17 protein-coding genes are annotated in these 20,709 nt (G+C 36.0%); 14 read left to right on the forward strand and 3 right to left on the reverse strand.

Going from position 1 to position 20,709, the window contains the following annotated elements; all coding sequences use genetic code 11:
* Positions 1-14: 14 nt before the first annotated feature.
* Together IGJ02_RS01585 and IGJ02_RS01590 are read right to left on the reverse strand one after the other, a co-directional pair.
* Positions 15-953: a 1-phosphofructokinase family hexose kinase gene (locus IGJ02_RS01585; protein ID WP_430602985.1), complete on the reverse strand. Its 939-nt coding sequence runs from the start codon at positions 951-953 to the stop codon at positions 15-17.
* 137 nt (positions 954-1,090) lie between these two features.
* A complete protein-coding gene (locus IGJ02_RS01590; protein ID WP_430602986.1) occupies positions 1,091-1,798 on the reverse strand; it encodes a GntR family transcriptional regulator in 708 nt (235 codons plus the stop codon).
* A 164-nt stretch (positions 1,799-1,962) separates the two neighbouring features.
* Here IGJ02_RS01590 and IGJ02_RS01595 point away from each other — a divergent pair, with 164 nt between their 5' ends.
* The 14 genes from IGJ02_RS01595 to IGJ02_RS01660 all read left to right on the forward strand — a co-directional run bounded on the left by IGJ02_RS01595 (position 1,963) and on the right by IGJ02_RS01660 (position 19,171).
* Complete coding sequence (locus IGJ02_RS01595; RefSeq protein ID WP_430602987.1) at positions 1,963-3,744, forward strand: glycoside hydrolase family 35 protein; 1,782 nt, start codon at positions 1,963-1,965, stop codon at positions 3,742-3,744.
* Between the two features lie 8 nt (positions 3,745-3,752).
* Positions 3,753-4,229, forward strand: coding sequence for a PTS system mannose/fructose/N-acetylgalactosamine-transporter subunit IIB (locus tag IGJ02_RS01600; protein ID WP_430602988.1), 477 nt, complete (start codon positions 3,753-3,755; stop codon positions 4,227-4,229).
* Between the two features lie 141 nt (positions 4,230-4,370).
* Entirely contained in the window at positions 4,371-5,258 is an 888-nt protein-coding gene (locus IGJ02_RS01605; protein WP_430602989.1) for a PTS mannose/fructose/sorbose/N-acetylgalactosamine transporter subunit IIC, read from the forward strand.
* Complete coding sequence (locus IGJ02_RS01610) at positions 5,245-6,054, forward strand: PTS system mannose/fructose/sorbose family transporter subunit IID (RefSeq protein WP_010761798.1); 810 nt, start codon at positions 5,245-5,247, stop codon at positions 6,052-6,054. Before IGJ02_RS01605 ends, IGJ02_RS01610 begins: the two co-directional genes overlap by 14 nt.
* Before the next feature lie 16 nt (positions 6,055-6,070).
* Positions 6,071-6,475, forward strand: a complete 405-nt coding sequence (locus tag IGJ02_RS01615; RefSeq protein ID WP_010761797.1) for a PTS sugar transporter subunit IIA — start codon at positions 6,071-6,073, stop codon at positions 6,473-6,475.
* 18 nt (positions 6,476-6,493) lie between these two features.
* Positions 6,494-7,672: an SIS domain-containing protein gene (locus tag IGJ02_RS01620; protein WP_430602990.1), complete on the forward strand. Its 1,179-nt coding sequence runs from the start codon at positions 6,494-6,496 to the stop codon at positions 7,670-7,672.
* 24 nt (positions 7,673-7,696) lie between these two features.
* Positions 7,697-8,689, forward strand: a complete 993-nt coding sequence (gene lacD, locus IGJ02_RS01625; RefSeq protein ID WP_430602992.1) for a tagatose-bisphosphate aldolase — start codon at positions 7,697-7,699, stop codon at positions 8,687-8,689.
* Between the two features lie 158 nt (positions 8,690-8,847).
* The gene (locus IGJ02_RS01630) at positions 8,848-12,816 is read left to right on the forward strand and encodes an endo-alpha-N-acetylgalactosaminidase family protein (protein WP_430602993.1); all 3,969 of its coding nucleotides are present in this window, start codon (positions 8,848-8,850) and stop codon (positions 12,814-12,816) included.
* A gap of 170 nt (positions 12,817-12,986) precedes the next feature.
* Complete coding sequence (gene lacD / locus IGJ02_RS01635) at positions 12,987-13,976, forward strand: tagatose-bisphosphate aldolase (RefSeq protein ID WP_010761793.1); 990 nt, start codon at positions 12,987-12,989, stop codon at positions 13,974-13,976.
* 190 nt (positions 13,977-14,166) lie between these two features.
* Positions 14,167-15,279, forward strand: a complete 1,113-nt coding sequence (gene ald, locus IGJ02_RS01640) for an alanine dehydrogenase (RefSeq protein ID WP_430602994.1) — start codon at positions 14,167-14,169, stop codon at positions 15,277-15,279.
* A 338-nt stretch (positions 15,280-15,617) separates the two neighbouring features.
* Positions 15,618-15,881, forward strand: coding sequence for a hypothetical protein (locus IGJ02_RS01645; protein ID WP_430602996.1), 264 nt, complete (start codon positions 15,618-15,620; stop codon positions 15,879-15,881).
* On the forward strand, positions 15,878-16,372 hold the full coding sequence (locus IGJ02_RS01650) for a DUF1456 family protein (RefSeq protein WP_010761790.1): 495 nt from the start codon (positions 15,878-15,880) through the stop codon (positions 16,370-16,372). Before IGJ02_RS01645 ends, IGJ02_RS01650 begins: the two co-directional genes overlap by 4 nt.
* 99 nt (positions 16,373-16,471) lie before the next feature.
* Positions 16,472-17,401, forward strand: coding sequence for a helix-turn-helix transcriptional regulator (locus IGJ02_RS01655; protein WP_430602997.1), 930 nt, complete (start codon positions 16,472-16,474; stop codon positions 17,399-17,401).
* Between the two features lie 255 nt (positions 17,402-17,656).
* A complete protein-coding gene (locus IGJ02_RS01660; protein WP_430602998.1) occupies positions 17,657-19,171 on the forward strand; it encodes a helix-turn-helix domain-containing protein in 1,515 nt (504 codons plus the stop codon).
* Positions 19,172-19,202: 31 nt separating this feature from the next.
* Here the strand turns inward: IGJ02_RS01660 and IGJ02_RS01665 are convergent, their stop codons facing one another.
* Positions 19,203-20,678, reverse strand: a complete 1,476-nt coding sequence (locus IGJ02_RS01665; protein ID WP_034683716.1) for a helix-turn-helix domain-containing protein — start codon at positions 20,676-20,678, stop codon at positions 19,203-19,205.
* Positions 20,679-20,709 lie beyond the last annotated feature (31 nt).

The raw sequence follows: 20,709 nt of genomic DNA on the forward strand, positions 1-20,709 counted from the left end.
GTGTATTTATTTTGTTATAGCTTTTTAATGATAATTTTTTGTTCGATTCGATTGATATCAAGCTGTTTCATTTCAGGGAACCAGTTAAGCACATTAGCTGTTGAATAACTAACTGCTTTTTTCAAGACATCAATATCTTCTAAGGACCCTAATGTCAGGTATTTGACCAATCCGCCTAAAAAGAAATCACCACAGGCAATTGGGTTTTTCGCCTGAACTGGTGGGACAAAAAGATGATAAATCTGTTGATTTAATTTTGCGATAACCCCTTTTTCCCCAAGTGTGACGATGAAATAGGGAATGGCTGCTGCTGTTTCTGAATTTAGAAAGTTGACATAATCCTCTAACTCTTTAAAGGTGCGATCAGGAACTAAATCATTTAGTTCTTCATCATTGATTTTGATCACATCAGGTTTTCCCTTATAAGCTTCAACCAAAGCGGGACCACTAGTATCAATGAAAAAGCGAATATTTTGCCCTTTTAATTGATTTTGAATCTGGGCAATATAATCATCAGGCATTCCTTTCATTAAGGACCCGGAAAAAACAACGGTGTCTTTTGGTTGGATCGTATTTAGTAATTGCTTGGTAAATTTGTTTAATAAAAGGGGATTCAACACGAAACTATTTTCATAAATGGGATAAATTCTATGGGTCTTTGTATCTACAATGATAGTGCAAAATCGTGTATTGACATCCACATCGGTTATTTCTAAATGAATATCTTTTATTGAGGCAAGTTCTTTTAAATACGCGCCATTTCGCCCGCCTAAAATCGTATGGATGCAGTAAGGAACAGTCGAATCTTCAAAGTCTAGTGCATAAGCGACGTTAAAACTTTTCCCGCCAGCAAATTCTTTTACTTCATAAGGGCGATTAGGTCGTTCAGAAGTAAAATTTTCTACTAAAAGTGTTCGGTCGATGGCTGGATTTGGGCAAATCAAATGAATCATTTGGAACAACTCCTTAAATGTTATTGACCTAATAAACGATCTGAAGAAAATTAAGCGGTTTCATTCTTTAGCTTGGAAATGACACATATAAGAAACGAAGGACGTATTGCAAGCGCGTTTCTAACATGTGTCGAGCATCACATTTCATAGGTTGAGAATTCGATTTTATAGTAGTCCCATTTTTTATAACTTTCAACATATTCTGCTACTGTTCCATCTTGTAAGGTTGTCTTTTTTTTCTGGAAAACGACAGGTTCACTTTCTGAAATAGCTAAAAGTTTTGCCACTTTTTTTGGTGTAGGAAATAAAATTTCGTTTGTTTCAGTTGCATGCTCATCATACATGTGGATCCCAAATTCTGTTTTAAATCTCTCGTAAATTGAGTCATAGTAACTTAGTTCTTGTATCTCAGGATTGATAAATTGATTTGGCATATAAGTAAAATGCAAAATAAAAGCGATATCGTCGACTTTACGAACTCGGGTGATTCGTCTGTATGTTTGGTCAGGTTGCAAGTTTAGCGCTTCAAGGATTGTTGGATCAGATTCTTCTACGATGCTGATAACTTCAACAGTTTCAGTTTTACCTGCAAAAATTTCTATATCTGTAAATTCAACCAGTTTTCTTTTTCTAGAACGTGAGACGTATGTTCCTTTACCTTGATAACGTACCAGATAGCCTTCTGATGCTAATTCTTGGATCGCTCTGATTACAGTGATAGAACTTGCATTATACAATTTGATCAACTCGTTCTCACTATAAAAACGATCACCATGCTCAAATTCGCCGGATTTTATTTTGTTTAGTAAGTCATTTTTTATTTGCTGATACTTTGGGATTTTCATAGCACACCTCCATTTTTCTCTTACTTAATATAATAAGTTAAATGTTGAAAAATAGCCATGATTTTTAATGATACAGAATAAAAAAGATATTTATTGACAAATCCTACGCAAAGAAGTTAATATGTTAATATATTAACTGGAAGCGTTTTAAAGGAGAGGTCGGAATGCATACATTTGAAGTGAAAGAGGATTTTTTACTGGATGGGAAACCGTATAAAATCATGTCAGGGGCTATACATTATTTTAGAATTAGACCAGAAGAATGGTATCACTCGTTATACAACTTGAAAGCCTTAGGATTTAATACAGTGGAAACATATATTCCTTGGAATTTACACGAACAAGAAGAAGGAAAATTTGATTTTACGGAGCATCTAGATATTCAAAAATTTGTATATTTGGCACAAGACTTAGGATTATTCGTTATTTTACGTCCATCCCCTTATATTTGTGCAGAGTGGGAATTTGGAGGGTTACCTGCTTGGTTATTGAACGATCTTGATATGAGAATTCGTTCTAGTGATCCTCTATTTATTGAAAAAGTAGCAAACTATTATGAAAAATTGTTTCAACAAATTAGTCCGCTGCAAGTCGATCAAGGTGGACCTGTCATTATGATGCAGTTGGAAAATGAATATGGATCATATGGTGAGGATAAAGAATATTTATTGGCTATGTATAACTTAATGAGAAAAAATCAGGTCAACGTACCACTTTTCACCTCAGATGGTGCTTGGGATGAAGCGCAGACATCTGGTATGTTTTTAGAGAAAGATATCTTAAGCACAGGTAATTTTGGTTCAAAAGCCAAAGAGAATTTCACTCAATTGAGGAATCTTCACCAACGTCATGGAAAAAAATGGACGTTGATGTGTATGGAATTTTGGGACGGTTGGTTCAATCGTTGGGGTGAGGAAATTATCAAGCGAGATCCTGAAGAATTAGCAGATGCGGTTGGAGAGGTTTTAGAATTAGGCAGTATTAATCTTTACATGTTTCACGGTGGTACCAATTTTGGTTTCATGAATGGCTGCTCAGCAAGAGGGCGTAAAGATTTACCGCAGATAACATCGTATGATTATGATGCTTTACTAGATGAACAAGGAAACCCAACAGAAAAATTTTTCGCTGTACAAAGGAAAGTCCATGCGTTATTTCCTGATATAAAACAATCAGAACCACTTAGAAAATCAGTCTTGGAGCCAGCTGTGGCTCAATTGAAAGAAAAGGTCAGTCTATTTTCTGTAGTAGAGTTGATTTCACAGCATAAATCAAGTAAATATCCTGAGAATATGGAGAAATTAAACCAAAATTATGGCTACGTACTGTACAGAGCGAAGATTTCTAAACACTCCGATGAAGAGTTTATAAGAGTGATCGACGCAAGTGATCGTGTTCATGTCTTTTTAAATCAAGCGAAAATTGCGACACAATATCGAGATGAAATTGGTGAAAAAATCTTTTGCCACCCAAATGAAGCACGAAATCAGTTGGATATTCTAGTTGAAAATATGGGACGTGTGAATTACGGGCATAAATTGTTAGCGGATACACAACGAAAAGGAATTCGTACTGGTGTTATGGCAGATTTGCATTTTATTTGTGAATGGGATCAATACAATATTGATTTCTCAAAACTTGACGATATTGATTACAAGCAACCGTGGATCGAAGGAACACCAGCATTTTATCGCTATGAATTCGCTGTGGAGAATCCTGCCGATACATTTATTGATTTGCAAAAATTTGGCAAAGGAGTGGTGATGATCAATGGATTTAATTTAGGTAGATTTTGGAATGTAGGACCGACACTTTCTCTGTACGTTCCAGCATCTGTCTTGAAAACAGGCGCCAATGAGATCATTGTATTTGAAACAGAAGGAGAGTGGGCATCAGAACTTAATTTTGATAAGCAGCCAAAATACAAAGAAATACAGGAAGGATAGTGAAGAAGATGAGTATTATTGCAGTGAGAATCGATGGGAGATTGATTCATGGACAGGTAGCTAACCTTTGGACAACGAAATTAGATATTAGTCGCATTATGGTTGTTGATGATGAGGTATCAGAAAATGCGATTGAAAAGAGTGGGCTAAAATTAGCAACGCCGTCTGGTGTGAAATTAAGTGTTTTGCCGATAGAAAAAGCCGCCGCTAATATTTTGGCTGGGAAATATGATTCGCAAAGGCTATTGATCATTGCTAGAAGACCTGATCGCTTATTAAAATTAGTTGAATTGGGCGTTCCAATTAAAGAAATAAATGTTGGCAATATGTCGCAAAGTGAGCATTCTAAAGCAATTACTAAGTCGATCAACGTATTGGAAAAGGATATTGAAGAGTTTAAAAAATTAGATGCTGCAGGTGTAAAATTAATTTCACAAATGGTGCCGAGTGATAAATCAGAAGACTTTATGAGTTTATTGAAATAGGGAATGTGTTTTATGAGCGAGTTAGTTTCTTGAAAAAAAAGATAAAAATAGAATGAGGCAAAAAACACCTCAGTCGATTTTTCCTATTTTCCATTCGAGACTAAACGAGCCCACTATACTTTTAAATTAGGGGGAATATCAATGGCAATTCAATGGTGGCAAATTTTATTATTAACGCTTTATGCAGGGTATCAAATTTTAGACGAGCTACAGATTTATTCAGCATTTAGCCAACCTGTTTTTGCAGGTTTGGTGGCAGGTTTTATTATGGGGGATGTAACTGCAGGTCTGATTATTGGTGGAAGTATGCAGTTGACGATTTTAGGTGTAGGAACATTTGGTGGCGCTTCCAGGATTGATGCAAATTCAGGGACTGTTTTAGCAACAGCATTTTCAATAGGATTAGGGATGAATCCAGAACAAGCCATAGCAGCGATTGCGGTGCCAGTAGCTAGTTTGATGATTCAAATGGATATTCTTGGTCGTTTTACGAATACATTTTTTGCTCATAGAATAGATAGCAATATTGAAGCGATGAATTATAAGGGGATTGAACGTAATTTCTTATTAGGAGCTTTACCTTGGGCCCTTTCAAGAGCGTTACCAGTATTTTTTGCTCTAAGTTTCGGTGGCGGTTTTGTTGATAATGTGGTTGGTTATTTGAATACGGATCTAAAATGGTTAGGTGATGGATTATCAGTTGCAGGAGCTGTTTTACCTGCTGTCGGTTTTGCAATTTTATTACGATACTTACCAGTTAAAAAACATTTATCTTATTTGATTTTAGGGTTTGTGCTTACAGCTCTTTTAACCACTGTATTTGGCAATATCCAATTATTAGGTGGAGCAGTTGCAGGTGTAGCGAAAGATTTTGCGCCAATGTTTACTAATTTACCGATGCTTGCGATTGCGTTGATCGGTTTTGCATTAGCGTTAAATGAATATAAAAAATCAATTGCACAGCCTGTTGTTGTAAAAGATCATTCGCAAGACACCGATGAAGGAGAGATCGAAGATGACGAAATCTAACTATAAATTAACGAAAAAAGACTTTAACCAAATCAATAAAAGAAGTTTATTCACGTTCCAGTTAGGTTGGAACTATGAAAGAATGCAAGGTTCAGGTTATCTGTATACGATTTTACCTCAACTAAGAAAAATGTATGGTGACGATACACCTGAGTTAAAGGAAATGATGCGTACCCATGCACAATTTTTTAATACAAGTAACTTTTTGAATACAATCATTACAGGAATCGATTTAGCGATTGAAGAAAAAGAAGGAATCACTGCAAAGGATTCTGTTGCTGGGATCAAAGTTGGGTTGATGGGACCTTTTGCCGCAATTGGAGATTCAATTTTTGGGGCATTAGTGCCGACTATTTTTGGAGCACTAGCTGCCAATATGGCGGTCAACGGTAATCCAATCGGTGCCTTTATTTGGATGGCTGCGCAAATTGCGATTATGGTATTTCGTTGGAAACAACTGGAATTTGCCTATAAAGAAGGAATCTCTTTAGTAACGACTATGCAAAGTAGATTAACAGCGATGACAAATGCTGCGACATTGATGGGTGTGTTTATGGTCGGGGCTTTAGTCGCAACGATGATCAATGTGCATTTTGCTTGGGCTCCTTCAATTGGAGATTTAACGATCAATGTTCAAAATAATGTAGATATGATCATGCCTCGATTATTGCCAGCTGCAATCGTTGGTGGTGTGTATTGGTTACTTGGCAAAAAGAATATCACGTCAACTAGAGCAATCTTTATCGTACTGATTATTTCAGTTGCGTTATCTGCTTTAGGTGTCATTTCAAAATAGTTGGGAGGCGCTAGGTTTGAATAATTTACTATTAGTCAGTCATGGCAACTTTTGTACAGAGCTAAAAGCCAGTGCGGAGATGATCATGGGCGAACAAGAAAATATTTATACTGTACCTTTGTTGGCTGAAGAAGGTGAAAAAGAGTTCTTAGAAAAATTTGAAAAGATCACAGAATCAGTAGAGAATTTTATAGTTTTTTCAGATTTATTAGGTGGAACGCCTTGCAATATATTATCAAAAAAAATAATGAATGGTGCCTCATTTGAATTGTATGCGGGAATGAATTTGCCGATGGTCATCAGTTTTGTTAATGCAAATTTGTTAGGAAGCCAAAGCGATTTTGTGGCAGAGGCAAAGGAAAGTACGGTCAAAGTCAACGAATTATTAGCGGCAGATGCATTTGATGATGAAGATGAATAGATAGGAGTATAAAACAATATGGAATTATTTAAAGAAACCCCAGAAACACTTGAACAAATCGGCGCTTTGATCACAACACAAGAAATAAAACAGCAACCAAATCTATGGCAAGAAGCCTTTAATAACCATAACGATCAGCGCAAAAAAATAGAACAATTTATTGCTACGATTGTAGAAACCGAAAAAGGCAAAAAAATCCGGGTGATTTTTACAGGAGCAGGTACATCTGCCTATGTAGGTGACTCAATTACGCCTTATTTAAACCACAAAGGAAATACAGCAGATTTTATTTTTGAAAGTATACCGACAACGAATATTGTCTCTAATCCCTATGATTATTTACAAACAGAGGTGCCGACGATATTAGTATCTTTTGCTCGTAGCGGTAACTCACCAGAATCAGTCGCAACGGTAAAATTAGCCAAACAGCTGGTTAAAAAGCTCTATCAAATCACCATTACATGTGCAAGAGATGGTCAGCTTGCGCTAGAAGCGGTAGGAGATACCAATAATTTGTTACTATTAATGCCTGAAAAATCCAATGATTTAGGATTTGCGATGACAGGTAGTTTCACCTGTATGTTGCTAAGTGCTCTCTTGATTTTTGACACGAGTAGTATGGATGAAAAACAACTGTTTGCCCAACAAGCGATCCGAATGGGAGAAGAAGTTATCACAAGAGAGTCTGAAATTGAAAAATTACTAGACGGTTCAGTTGACCGAATAGCATATCTTGGTTCTGGTAGTTTAGCTGGTTTGACAAGAGAAGCACAATTAAAAGTTCTTGAACTAACAGCTGGAAAAACAGCAACTATTTTTGACTCATCGATTGGGTTTAGGCATGGGCCAAAATCATTCGTCAACGAGAAAACACTGGTTTTTGTCTTTGTAACAAATGACTCGTATACGAGAAAATATGATTTGGATATCGCAGAAGAAATAAAAGCCGATAAGATTGCAGCAAGGATTATCACACTCGATGTAGAAGGCAAGGATAATTTCTCAGGACAACGTTTTACCTATTCAACAGGCAAAGAATTACCCGAAGCTTACTTGGTCTTGCCATACGTTTTATTTGCTCAAACGATTGCAATCCATAGTTCGTTAAAAGTAAACAATACACCAGATACACCTTCTGCTACAGGGACTGTCAATCGTGTCGTAAAAGGGGTCAAAATCTACGATTATCATGACTAAAATAAAAAAACGAGGGAGAAATAAATGCTAAAAATGACAGCAAGTAAAAAAGCAGCGATGGACCGTTTATCAACAAAAGATGGAATTATTGAAGCTTTAGCAATCGATCAACGAGGCGCATTGAAAAAAATGATCAAAGCTTTAGGAAAAGAACCTACTGAGCAGCATATTATTGATTTTAAAACCATGGTTTCACAAGAATTGACGCCATTTGCCTCTGCTATTTTATTAGATCCAGAATATGGGATACCAGCAGCTGAATCAAGAGACCAACAGGCTGGTTTGTTACTAGCTTATGAAAAAACAGGATATGATGCATCAACACCAGGAAGATTACCAGATCTTTTAGGGGATTGGTCTGTTATACGTTTGCAGGAAAAAGGTGCCGATGCAATTAAGTTTTTATTGTATTATGATGCGGATGAATCACAAGAAATCAATCATCTAAAACATATATTTGTGGAACGGTTGGGAAGTGAATGTTTTAGTGAAGATATACCGTTTTATTTAGAATTGATTTCTTATGATGCGAAAATTACAGATGCTTTGTCTAGCGAATATGCAAAAATCAAACCTGAAAAAGTCATCAAGATGATGGAGGAATTTTCGAAACCACAATATAAAGTTGATGTGTTGAAAGTAGAAGTCCCGGTCAATATGAATTATGTTGAAGGAATAGGGTCAGAAAAAGCTGTTTATTCCAAAGAAGAAGCACTGACATACTTTAAGCAACAAAGTGAAGCGACCCAGTTACCATTTATTTTTCTAAGTGCAGGTGTTACAGCTAAAATGTTCCAAGATACACTAGAATTTGCCAAAGAAGCAGGCTCGACGTTTAACGGTGTATTATGCGGACGTGCTACTTGGAAAGATGGAGTAACGCCCTTTGTTGAAAGTGGGGAAGAATCAGCTCGTCAATGGTTGCGTACTGAAGGAAAAGACCATATTCAACAATTGAATGAGGTCGTCGAACGAACAGCAAGTTCTTGGCATGACAAGGTAGAAGTAATAGCGTAAACGAGTTGGAGTAAGTGAAATCAAGTGTATTGAAATAGACAGAATGAACTTAAACATATTTTCTGTCCGTCATTCTGTCTTTTTATAAATCGACTGTTGCGAAGAACGTTGCCCGTTTTTAAATGATAACGTATTCAAAGAGGGAGAGTGACAAAAGAATGAAAAAAAAGTATACGACATCTATTAGCATCTTAGCTTTAATGACTTGTGGGATTTTGCTGGGGTCAACCGATGTTTTGGCGGATGAGAACAGTAGTCAAAATCAATCTCAGATCGTTGCAGAACCAAAAGCTGTAGAAAATTATTGGCAAACAAATTTTCAAAATGGACAATTAGGCAATTGGCAGGATTTAGTTGGCGGAACCAATAGAACCTTAAAAAGTAACGCACTAGACATTTCCAGAAAGACAGAATCTGGCAATAATGCGGTATCGATCAATTTAGATTCGCCTCAAAAAGCAGATGGCGAGATTGAAACGTCATTTAAATTTACTTCAGGAGAAGGCAGAACGGGTGTCGTTGTTAGAGGTGCTTCTAAAGATAGTTGGATTTTTATTGGCTATAATGTAAATGGAAAATGGCTCGTTGAAAGTCCAACATCTTGGAACGATAATCTTTCTGGACCAACATTAGTGGCTGATACGACTTACGTTTTAAAAGTTCGTTATGTTGGAACAAAAATCACGATTTGGCTAAATGGTACTCAATTTTATGACGGAGAACCTGTCTTGGCTAATGGAGCTAAAATTCCGACGACAGCCGGGCGCATCGGTTTTAGAACTTGGTACGACCAAAAGTCTGTCACCTATCAATATTTTAAAAATGGTGATAGCGGAACGATTCCTGAGATAATACCTGAAATTACCGAAATAGCACCTAGTAAGATTTTTACCAAAATTGGTGTAGCACCAATTTTACCTACAACTGTCAAAACAACCTACAATACTGGCATTCAAAAAGATGAGTCTGTTTCGTGGGACCCAATTGCACCAGAATCTTACCAAAAAGTCGGTAGTTTTGATGTATTGGGAACAGTAACTGGAACAGCTTTGAAAGCTAAAGCGACAATAACGGTCATTGATGAAGGTAGTATTGAAACAGGAGATAAAATTTCATCTGCAGACCTTACTGCTGTTTTAGACCCTAAATTTCCAAGAGTGATTCGTTACGAAAATCCAAGCGATAACAAAATTATTTTTAAAGGTCAGCAAGAAAAAAACAATCAAGTTTTGATTGATGGGAAACCCTACGAAGCAACTGCGGTGAAAGAACAGACTACTGCAAAAAATAAGGCAATCTATCAAGTAACAGTGCCAGCAATCGATTTGAGTTTTAAAGTGAGTTTTACTATTTCTGACGGTCTGGAAATGGCAATGAAAATAACGGATATCAAAGAAGGAACGACAAAAATCCATACATTGGCTATTGCAAATCAAGGAATGCTTTCAGTAAATAGTACCGATGCAGGAGCAGCATTTTCTGGGGTTGTCATGAATACAGGAACGAATGCGAACAACAACAATAAAAACGGAGATACATTCCAGAACTTAGTGTCATCAAATGAAGTTGGAACAAAGCAGTATATGTATGGTTTCTTAAATACGAATGATTATGCTGCAAGTTTTTGGACCAATGCTTATGGTGATGGCACCGTTGATAACAGCGATAATAATCGTATCTATAAACAAACAAAAGAAACAGCGGCTGGATATGTGACATCATTATGGAGTGGCTCATGGACCTACCGCCCGTTTGATGCGCCGAACACTTATTTAACAGGTGATATACCCGAGGTGAAAGTCAAATTTGCAAAAGACTTGAATGGTGATGGCAAAGTTGATTGGCAAGATGCAGCAATAAGCTATCGCGCTATTATGAACAATCCTGTTGGTGCTGAAAAAGTGCCGGAATTAGTCAATCAAAGAATTCCATTCAACTTTGCCAGCCAGGCAACAAATCCATTTTCAGTAACGTTGGATGAATCAAAACGAGTGTATAACCTGACAGATGGATTAGGGCAAATGAACTTATTAAAAGGCTATCAAAATGAAGGACACGATTCAGCACATCCAGATTATGGCGAAGTTGGTAAACGTCAAGGTGGAGTAAATGATCTAAATCAATTGATTGAGGAAGGTCATAAGCTTAACGCGATTTTTGGAGTACATGTCAATGATACCGAGTCTTATCCAGAAGCAAAACACTTTAGTGAAGAGTTAGTCGATCCAACCAAACGAGGCTGGGATTGGTTAGACCCATCTTATTTCATCAAACAACGCCCAGATACAATCAGTGGGAATCGTTTGGAACGTTTCAAAGAATTGAAGCAAAACGTACCGAAATTGGATTATATTTATGTAGATGTCTGGGGAAATCAAGGTGAAGCAGGTTGGTTAAGCCGCCAATTAAGTAAAGAAATCAATGGACTGGGTTGGATTACAGCAAATGAGTTTCCAAATGCACTAGAATATGATTCGATTTGGAATCATTGGTCTGCCGAAAAAGCATATGGAGGAACCTCAACGAAAGGATTTAACAGTAATATTGTGCGTTTTATTCGTAATCATCAAAAAGATACATGGATCATATCTGATAATCCATTATTAGGTGGAGCAGAGTTTGAAGCATATGAAGGTTGGGTTGGAAAAACCAATTTCAATACGTATAAAGATAAAACCTTTGCAATCAATATTCCAACAAAATTCTTACAACATTACCAAATCACAAACTGGGATACAACGACTTCAGCCGAGGGTCAAATATATGGTACGATTAAACTGGCAAGTGCTAATGATAAAGTAGTTGTAACAAAGAAAGATGCCAGTGATCAAAAACGCATAACGCTAAATAACGTTGACGTATTAAAAGGGAGCACCTATCTGTTACCTTGGACAGTCAATAAAGAACTGAAGTTATATCATTGGAATGAGACAGGCGGTTCTACAACATGGACGATTCCAGACGAATTGCAAACAAAAACGAATTTACATGTATACGAACTAACGGATCAAGGTCGAAAAGATAAAGGAGCAGCTAATATAACAGGAAACCAAGTAACGATTCAAGCAGCAGCAAAAACACCTTATGTAATTGCTGAACCAGCGACTGTTGAACCAGTAAAATTTGGCACAGGAACACCCGTGAAAGATCCTGGATTCAATGAGCAAGATACATTGGCTAAAAATTGGCAAGTCATTCAAGGAGATGCAGCAGTCATTAAAGACCCAAATGGTGACTATGTTCTCAATGCCGGAAAAGCAGCAATGACGATCAAGCAAGACTTAACAGTACCCAAAGCAGGAAAGTACAGTGCATACGTCAATACTGAAACGCATAACCGAAAAGCGAGCATAACAATGGAAATCGACGGGAAAAAATATACCAAAGATTATACCAATTCTGTCGTTCAAAACTATATTCAAGCGGATATTAATCATACCAGCAGCAAATATCCCCAATATATGCAAAATGCCAGAGTCGATTTTGTAGTTCCGGAAAATGCGCAAAAAGTAACACTTACTCTAGCAGCAGAAGCAGGAACCAACAAAACAAAATTTGATGATATTCGAATCGTCGAACGACAAACAGATGTAATGAATCCAACGAGTGAAACCATTATCAAACAAGATTTTGAAGATACCCAAGCAATTGGATTGTTCCCATTTGTCAAAGGGCAAGCTGGTGGTGTGGAAGATCCAAGAATACACTTATCAGAGAAAAACGAACCGTATACGCAATACGGTTGGAATGGAAATAAAGTATCTGATGTATTATCAGGCAATTGGTCCTTAAAAGCCCACAAGCAAGGGACTGGTTTGATGCTTCAAACGACTCCGCAAAACATAAAATTTGAAGCAGGTAAAAAATACACAGTAAGCTTTGATTACCAAACAGATGGAAAAGATATTTTCTCTGCAGGGTCTGTGACAGGTGAATTTAAATCACTTTCAGATCTTAAAAAAGTTGGCACAATTTTACCGACATCGGCAGATGGAAAAACTAAAAAATATGAAGCAGAAATTACTGGTGATGCTTCAGGAAATACCACATTTGGTATTTATACAACTGGAGGCGCGTATGACTTGGTCATTGATAATTTTACCGTGACAGTCAAAACGACAAAGTAAGTTGAATACCGTAAGAGCTTAGTGGATAAGCGCAAAAAATGCAGCGTATCACTAAGCTCTTTTTTACGTTCCTGATGATAAAGTCTTCTTCTTTGTTTTTCTAAATATCAGCGAGTATACTCAAAAGTAAGAGAGGTTTTGCCTCAAAAAAGAGCAAAGGAGTCATTACAATGATCAAAATCAGTCAAGCAAAAATGGATGCTTTGAATCGTTTATCGAATGAAAAAGGTCTGATCGAAGCGTTAGCGATCGATCAAAGAGGCTCGCTGAAAAAAATGATTGCTACAGCAAGTACAATGACGACAGGAGAAGAAATTGTTGAGTTTAAAAAAGTTGCTTCTGAAGAGTTAACACCATATTCTTCTGCGATCTTACTTGATCCAGAGTACGGATTGCCAGCAACGAAAGTACGGGATCACAATTGTGGCTTATTATTGGCTTATGAAAAAACGGGGTACGATACTTCAACTCCCGGTAGAATGCCGGATTTATTAGAAGACTGGTCAGTAGCTCGTTTAAAAGCTGCTGGGGCAGATGCTATCAAGTTTCTATTATATTATGATCCAGATGAACCAGCAGCAATCAATCACTTAAAACATGTTTTTGTTGAACGGCTAGGTAGCGAATGCTTAGGTGAAGATATTCCGCTTTTTGTGGAAATCGTGACTTACGACACCGAAATCACAGATTCCAGTTCAGCTTCTTTTGCGAGAGTTAAGCCCCATAAGGTTCTGGAATCAATGATTGAATTTTCTAAACCTCAATATCATATCGATGTATTAAAAATGGAAGTACCAGTTAACATGAATTATGTAGAAGGTTTTGCAGAAAATGAAGTGGTTTATAGTAAAAAAGAAGCCTTAGGCTATTTCAAAAAGCAAAGTGAATTAACGGAACTGCCATTTATTTTTCTTAGTGCCGGTGTTTCAACAAAATTATTCCAAGAAACACTGGAATTTGCAAAAGAAGCGGGTTCTAAATTTAGTGGTGTCCTATGTGGACGGGCTACTTGGCGTGAAGGGGTCAAGCCGTTTGCTGCTAAAGGTGAAGCAGCAGGTCGTGATTGGTTTGCCACACAAGGAAAAGAAAATATTGAAACCTTAAATGAAATAGTAGAACGTTGCGGAACATCCTGGCGTTCAAAGGTGGAAGTTGGATAAGAATAAATAACATCTGAAATAAATCGATCAAAGATTTATTTCAGATGTTTTATGTAAATCAAGGATTAAAAAATAAAGAGAAAATTTAATTTTTTTCTATGTATTGCGGATGAACTTTCATTAAACTATAATTTAGTAAGTAGCGTATAAAATATAATGCTAAGTAATGAGTTAGAGAGGATCCTGAATAATGAAAATTGGTATTCCAAAAGAAATCAAAAATGGCGAAAATCGAGTAGCCTTACCAGCTGCTGGAGTTTTAGATCTCATTAAACATGGTCATACAGTCTTTGTTGAAACTAATGCGGGGTTAGGTGCTTCGATCCATGATGAAGAATATGTAGCGGTTGGTGCAACAATTGTAGCATCTGCTAAAGAAGCTTGGGCCCAAGAATTAGTTTTAAAAGTAAAAGAACCATTAAAAGAAGAGTATCAATACTTAAGAGAAGATTTGATGCTATTCACCTATCTTCATTTAGCAGCCAATAAACCATTAGCTGAAGAATTAATGAAGAAAAAAACGAAAGCGATTGCTTACGAAAGTGTTCAATTAGCCAATGGAGAATTACCTTTGTTAGCACCAATGAGTGAAATTGCCGGACGTTTGGCGGCCCAGATCGGCGCCCAATTTTTAGAAAAAGTTCCAGAAGGAAAAGGGATTTTGTTAGGCGGCGTTCCAGGAGTGAAAAAAGGTAAGGTGACTATTATCGGCGGTGGGATTTCTGGGTGTAATGCAGCGAAGATCGCGCTTGGACTTGGTGCAGATGTTACGATTTTAGATGTCAATATCAAAAAACTGCAAGAGATCGATAATCAGTTCAACGGAGCAATCAAAACGCTTGTTTCAAATCACTTCAACATACAAGAAGCAGTCAAAGACGCAGATCTTGTGATTGGGGCAGTTTTGATTCCAGGACATAAGGCACCTGTTTTAGTCACAAAAGAAATGGTTGTTTCAATGCCAGAACATTCTGTGATCATCGACATTGCTATCGATCAAGGCGGGATTTTTGAAACAATCGATGAAGTAACCACGCATCAACACCCAACTTATGTTAAATATGGTGTGGTTCACTATGCTGTTGCGAATATGCCGGGAGCCGTTCCGCAAACCGCAACATTTGCTTTAGCCAATGCGACATTACGATATGTATTAGAATTAGCGAATAAAGGATTTGAACAAGCCGTAGAACAAAATCCAGCATTACTTGCAGGTGTTAACACGCTGAACGGTGCGATGACGAATCAGGCAGTTGCGACTGATTTGAATTTACCCTATTCTTCTGTTCAATCCGTTTTATAAATAATTTAATTTATTAGGAGAATTCGTATCCCAATGACAAAAACTAAATCTTTACATGCAATTGAACGTTTATCCAATGCATCAGGCGTTTCTGGATTTGAAGACGATGTAGTAGCAATTGTTCAGAACAAGCGGAGAATAAAACTATGGTAAATTCAGCAATGAAGAATTCGATCAATTACTAATAGAATCAGCAACAACCTATGCCACCAAAAACGAAAATCGTTGGGATCCATTGCTAGATGCTCAAAAAGTATTAATGGATCATTCACCAGTGACACCATTTTACCAAGTATTAGAAGCTTTCTTAGTAAATGATTGTGCAAAGGAGAAGTCCATTGCGTAATTGGCGTCCCACTATAAGAATGTATCAGCAAAATAAAGAATTAGAAAAAATGTTGAAGAGCCAGCAAAAAGCTGTTTTTCAACATTTTTTTGCATACAAACTTCGATCACATTTAAGCTATGTATGTACCGTGGAACTTACCCAAGTTGAAATCTGTCATTCATTTATTCTGACGAATCACAACAAATTGATGCAATCTCTGAAAGAAAGCTTTATACTAAGAAATAATGATACGTTTTCTGGAGGAGAAAGATGAATAATAACGATATATTGATTCGCTTACGCTATGCGTTAGACATTAAAGATACAGATATGATCAAAATTTTTAAATTAGGTGATCTAGAAATCACAAGAGAAGAGTTACGTGTTTTATTAACAAAACAAAATGAAGAAGACGAACTTCCACGAGATGCCGTTTGCGACAATCGCACACTAGAAGCTTTCTTAAACGGTCTGATCACGTATAAAAGAGGTAAACCACCTGTTAAAAATGGTGTGGCACCTAAACCAACATTCTTGATCACGAGCCAAAGTAACGTCAATAATGTGTTGCTTAAAAAAGTAAAAATAGCTTTAACACTTACAAGTGATGATATGCTAGATGTGCTAAGATTGGCTGGAGTTTACGCTTCGGATAGTGAATTAAGTGCAATTTTAAGAAAAGAAGGACACCGAAATTACAAGGAATGCGGCGACCGCTATGCAAGGAATTTCCTGAAAGGTTTAGCGATCAAGTATCGGGAATAATCAATCAACTAGTGAAACAAAAATAAAAATTATTATCAGGATGAAACAAGAGTAACGAACTCTAGTTTTATCCTTTTTCTGACTAAGGGAGGAAGCAACATGAAGAAAATCGAACGAATTCTGGCAATCATCGTTCTACTGCTAGAAAATGAGCTTGTTTCAACTGCTCAATTGGCTCAACGGTTTGACGTGACCAAAAGAACGATTTTTAGAGATATCGAAACGATTGAATTAGCTGGTTTTCCGATTATTTCTCACCCAGGACGCAATGGTGGGTTCTCTCTGGTAGATTCTTTCAAATTACGAACATACACTTATAGTGGAGAAGAGAAGCAAGATATTCTTAATGCGCTAAATATCCAAGAAGGTTTATTCGGAATTTCGGATCAGCAAAACACAATCAAAGAAAAAATTACACTAATACAAGAAAAAACAACTCAAAAAAGGCAACTCAAAAAACAATTCTCTTTTGAGTCACCAACGATGCATCGACCAGAAATTGAAGCCGAAACAAAAATGAAAATCAATCAGATCAATCTTTCTCTCAAACAAAATCGGAAGTTGACGATTTGGTACGTGGACAACAAAGGTGATCATACTCAAAGAACGATTCACCCATATGAATTGATGTTGATGAATGGTAGCTGGTATATCTACTCGTATTGTGAGGAACGAGATGCATGTAGGTATTTTAAAGTCACGCGTATTCGGCAACTTACGATTCAAAAGATGACATTTGAACCTACTGAATACTCTAACTCAAGACTCATTGAATCTGACGGAGAGTTGATCCAATTACGTTTTAAAAAAGAAGATTTAGGAAAACTGTATGATTATTACACAGAAGATGAAATTGAAGTAGGAGATAACCATGTAGACGTAAGGATTTATGCAAATCAGCAAAAAACAATCCTCCCCTTTTTACTGATGTTTGGCAACGGTGTAAGAGTGATTGCACCAGAAAAATTGAAAGAGCTGCATAAACAGGAAATAATCAAGTTGAATGAAACATACCAGAATGATTGTTAAGTAGCATCAAAAGAGAGCGTTAGGGCGTTCTTTTTTGATGCTACTTTTATCTATATTCCATTTTTTTGTCGAAAAAAACACCTAAAGAAAATAAAAAAAATATAAAAAATAATTTAATATAAATAGTTGTGATTTCATAAATGTTTGAGGGGTAAGAAGTAAAAGAAAAACAAACTTATATTAAACAGGTATGATATTTACGATATAAATTTTATTAAGAAAAAGAAATCTAAAAGTTAAAAAGAAGGTGAAAATATGCGGATTTTTTTAGATGAAGTATACGACAGAAGAATCAATGTCCTAAGTTTTATTGCCAATAGAAGAGAGGAAGTAAGTTTATCAGAAATAGCAGAAGCAACCAAATTTTCAAAGAAAACAGTTTCACTTATTATTAAACAATTCGAGCAAGAGTTAACTGTTTCTAAAGAACGGTTTGAAGTATCCTACATACATAATATGGTACAAGGCGTATATGCGAGTAATATTGATTTAGTCAGTATTAGCAATAAATACTTAAAGACCTCCATTCTCTATAAAATGATTAAGCATATTTTTCTAATGGAACGAATCGATGCGATAACATTTTGTGATTTAGAATTTATCAGTCCAGCAACTTTCTCACGTAATCGAAGTAAACTTCAAAAGATATTAAATCAATGTGGGTTAAGTTTGACACGAAAAAATGAGATCAAAGGAAGCGAGTTACGAATTCGAAATTTCTTTTTTCTATTCTTTTTCAATGCGTCAAACAATTGGGATTTTGATCAAGCTAGTTATAACGAAATGAGGGCTTATTTTAGTGAGAGAATACAAGGCTGGGAAAGCTTGAATTGTATAAGAAAAAGACAAGTATGTTTATTACTCTTTATTTGTAACGTTCGTATCAGCCAAAAAAAAGTGGTGAAAAAATCTATCCTGACTGCTTTATCTGAACGATTTCAGGATGGAATGTACACAAAAGTATTTTTTGAGTATTTTCACCTAAAGAAAAATCGTCCAGAAAAACAATCTTGGGATGAAACAAGCGCTGCTTTACTATTGCTTTATAAAGAACGTTTAGTGGATGGAGAAGTATTTGTGATCGAAGAACATCAGAAATTTTTCAATGAGGAAAATTTCAAATTAGTGAAATATAGTCATATGTTAGCTGAAAAACTGATCGAGACGTTCTTTCACGGTAATAGCACGCCGATGGTTTATTGGAAACTTCGAAAAGAACTCGATATGATGCACTTGTTGATGGAGACGTGTTTCATTGATCCCAAGCTGTTTTACTATATTTATGATGAAAAAAACTTCTTTTATGCAGATCCAACAGAAAAAAAAATCCAACAGAATATTCAGATGGTCATTGAAAAACTAATCACGAAAACAGAATATGGTTCTTTTTTTAAAGCAATCAAAAAATATACATCACAAGAAACATTGACCGATTATATTTACCTTGTGACATATACAATTTTAGTGAAATTTATGCAAGTTGATTTCCCGAAAGTACGTATTCTAATTCAAAATTCCAAAGTATTCGTAGGTCCAATCATATCGCAGAAAATCGAATTACTGTTTAGTGACAAGATAGAATTTGTCAAAAACCAACAGGGTTCTCCAGATATTATCGTGACAGATATCGAGTTAACAGAAAAGAACAGTAAAGCCAAAGAAATATTCATCTCTTCTTTTTCTAACAGTTCAGACTTGGAATTGTTATTGGAAGAGATTGGGAAAAAAATCATTGAACACTACGATGATCGACACCTGTATTTAGGTTAGAGTAGTGGTAGTTTTCAATAACGATAGTTGCTCAAGTATTATGCAATGTATAAATCTTTCCACTGATAAAAAGAATCAATTCTCTCCAAGAGACTTGATCATGGGAATGTTCAAAATGAAATGTTTTTTCGTTAGAGTCTTCTCCTTCAAAAGCATCAGAAATAATCACATCGGCGTCCCCTACATCAAACGTAAATTCTAACGTTGTATCCCCAAAAATGGTGAGTAGATTATTCTTAACAAAGTCATAAATAAAATGATTGTTAGAATGCTGAATGAAGATTCGTAACTTAGCATCTCTTTCTCCACTTTTCAAAATAGAGTTGAAAAATTTTGCCATAAAAGAGACAAGACCAGCATTCAAGTGTTTGCGTATTAAAGGTTCTTTGCCAAGTGTCTCTTTTACGAAAGAACGATAAGATGATTCATCAGAAGAAAACCAATTTGCTTTAGAAACCGTTGTATCGTCAACAAGAAATTTTCTGAAATTGATTCCAATAAAACGGATATAAATCAAGCAGATAATTAATAAATAGTAGTTTTCCAGATAACTATCAGGGGATAGCTTCACTTTAAACGTAGTTAAAAGCTTGTCTAAAGTACGTGTGGTCAGCTCAGCTAATGGTAACTTTGACTGGACAAGTGATTGGGTAATCACTTGTCTTTCTTCCATTGAATCTATATTTGCAACAAGGAATCTTGATAAAAAGCCAAAGAAAAAGGCTTCATCTTTCAGATTGATTTGTTCAAGATCTACATTTTCTAAATTTGAAAATAATTTAGTAGGTGCTACTGATTCAAAGTAGACAAGATAATCCTTAAATTCTTGTGATAGAGTTAAACTTTCTCTTCTGTATATCGTGCGCCAGTAAGTAACGTTTTGAAAATATCTAATTCTGGTTTGCTGTGAAGGGGAAAGTCTTTGATCATTCACAGCTGAAGGAAGTGTCTTGTAAGAACTTGGTGTTTTCTCAAAAGGCCATTCTAACCCTTTAAAAACATTCCAAAACAATACAAATCCTAAAGTTCGGATATTTAGTTCGGCTCCTTGAAAATTTGTTTTATAAATAGAGGGAGAAAAAGAAATTTTCAATTCAAAAGGACGTAGGAGCTTATTAAGAAACGTTAAATTCGAGTAAACATGAGAGGGACTTAAATTCAGATCCTGCGCTAATGCTTCAACAGAAATATAATGTCTTTTTAAAACGGCTTCAAGAATTGAAAATTTTTGTGAGATTCTTATGTAATAAAGTCTCATAGAGTCGAGAACATAACTAAATGTCAGTGAAGGCGCTAGTTCAATGACATAAAGGAGTTTTTTCTTCTGGATCGTAACGTCACCTTGTGGGAATACAGTATTTAAATCATCACTGAGTTGTTTTTTATAACGATAAAACGTTTTACTTGAGAGAGTGAAAAAATCCATCATTTGTTGTGAAGTTGCGCCAGATTTAGCATACAGGAGTTGCTTTAATAGCTCAAAACGAAGAGTTTCATTTTTCTTCATAAAAATAGTTTCCATGTTGTGTGAACAACTC

The organism is Enterococcus sp. DIV0724b (assembly GCF_050531475.1).
In the GTDB taxonomy this organism is placed as follows: domain Bacteria; phylum Bacillota; class Bacilli; order Lactobacillales; family Enterococcaceae; genus Enterococcus_L; species Enterococcus_L haemoperoxidus.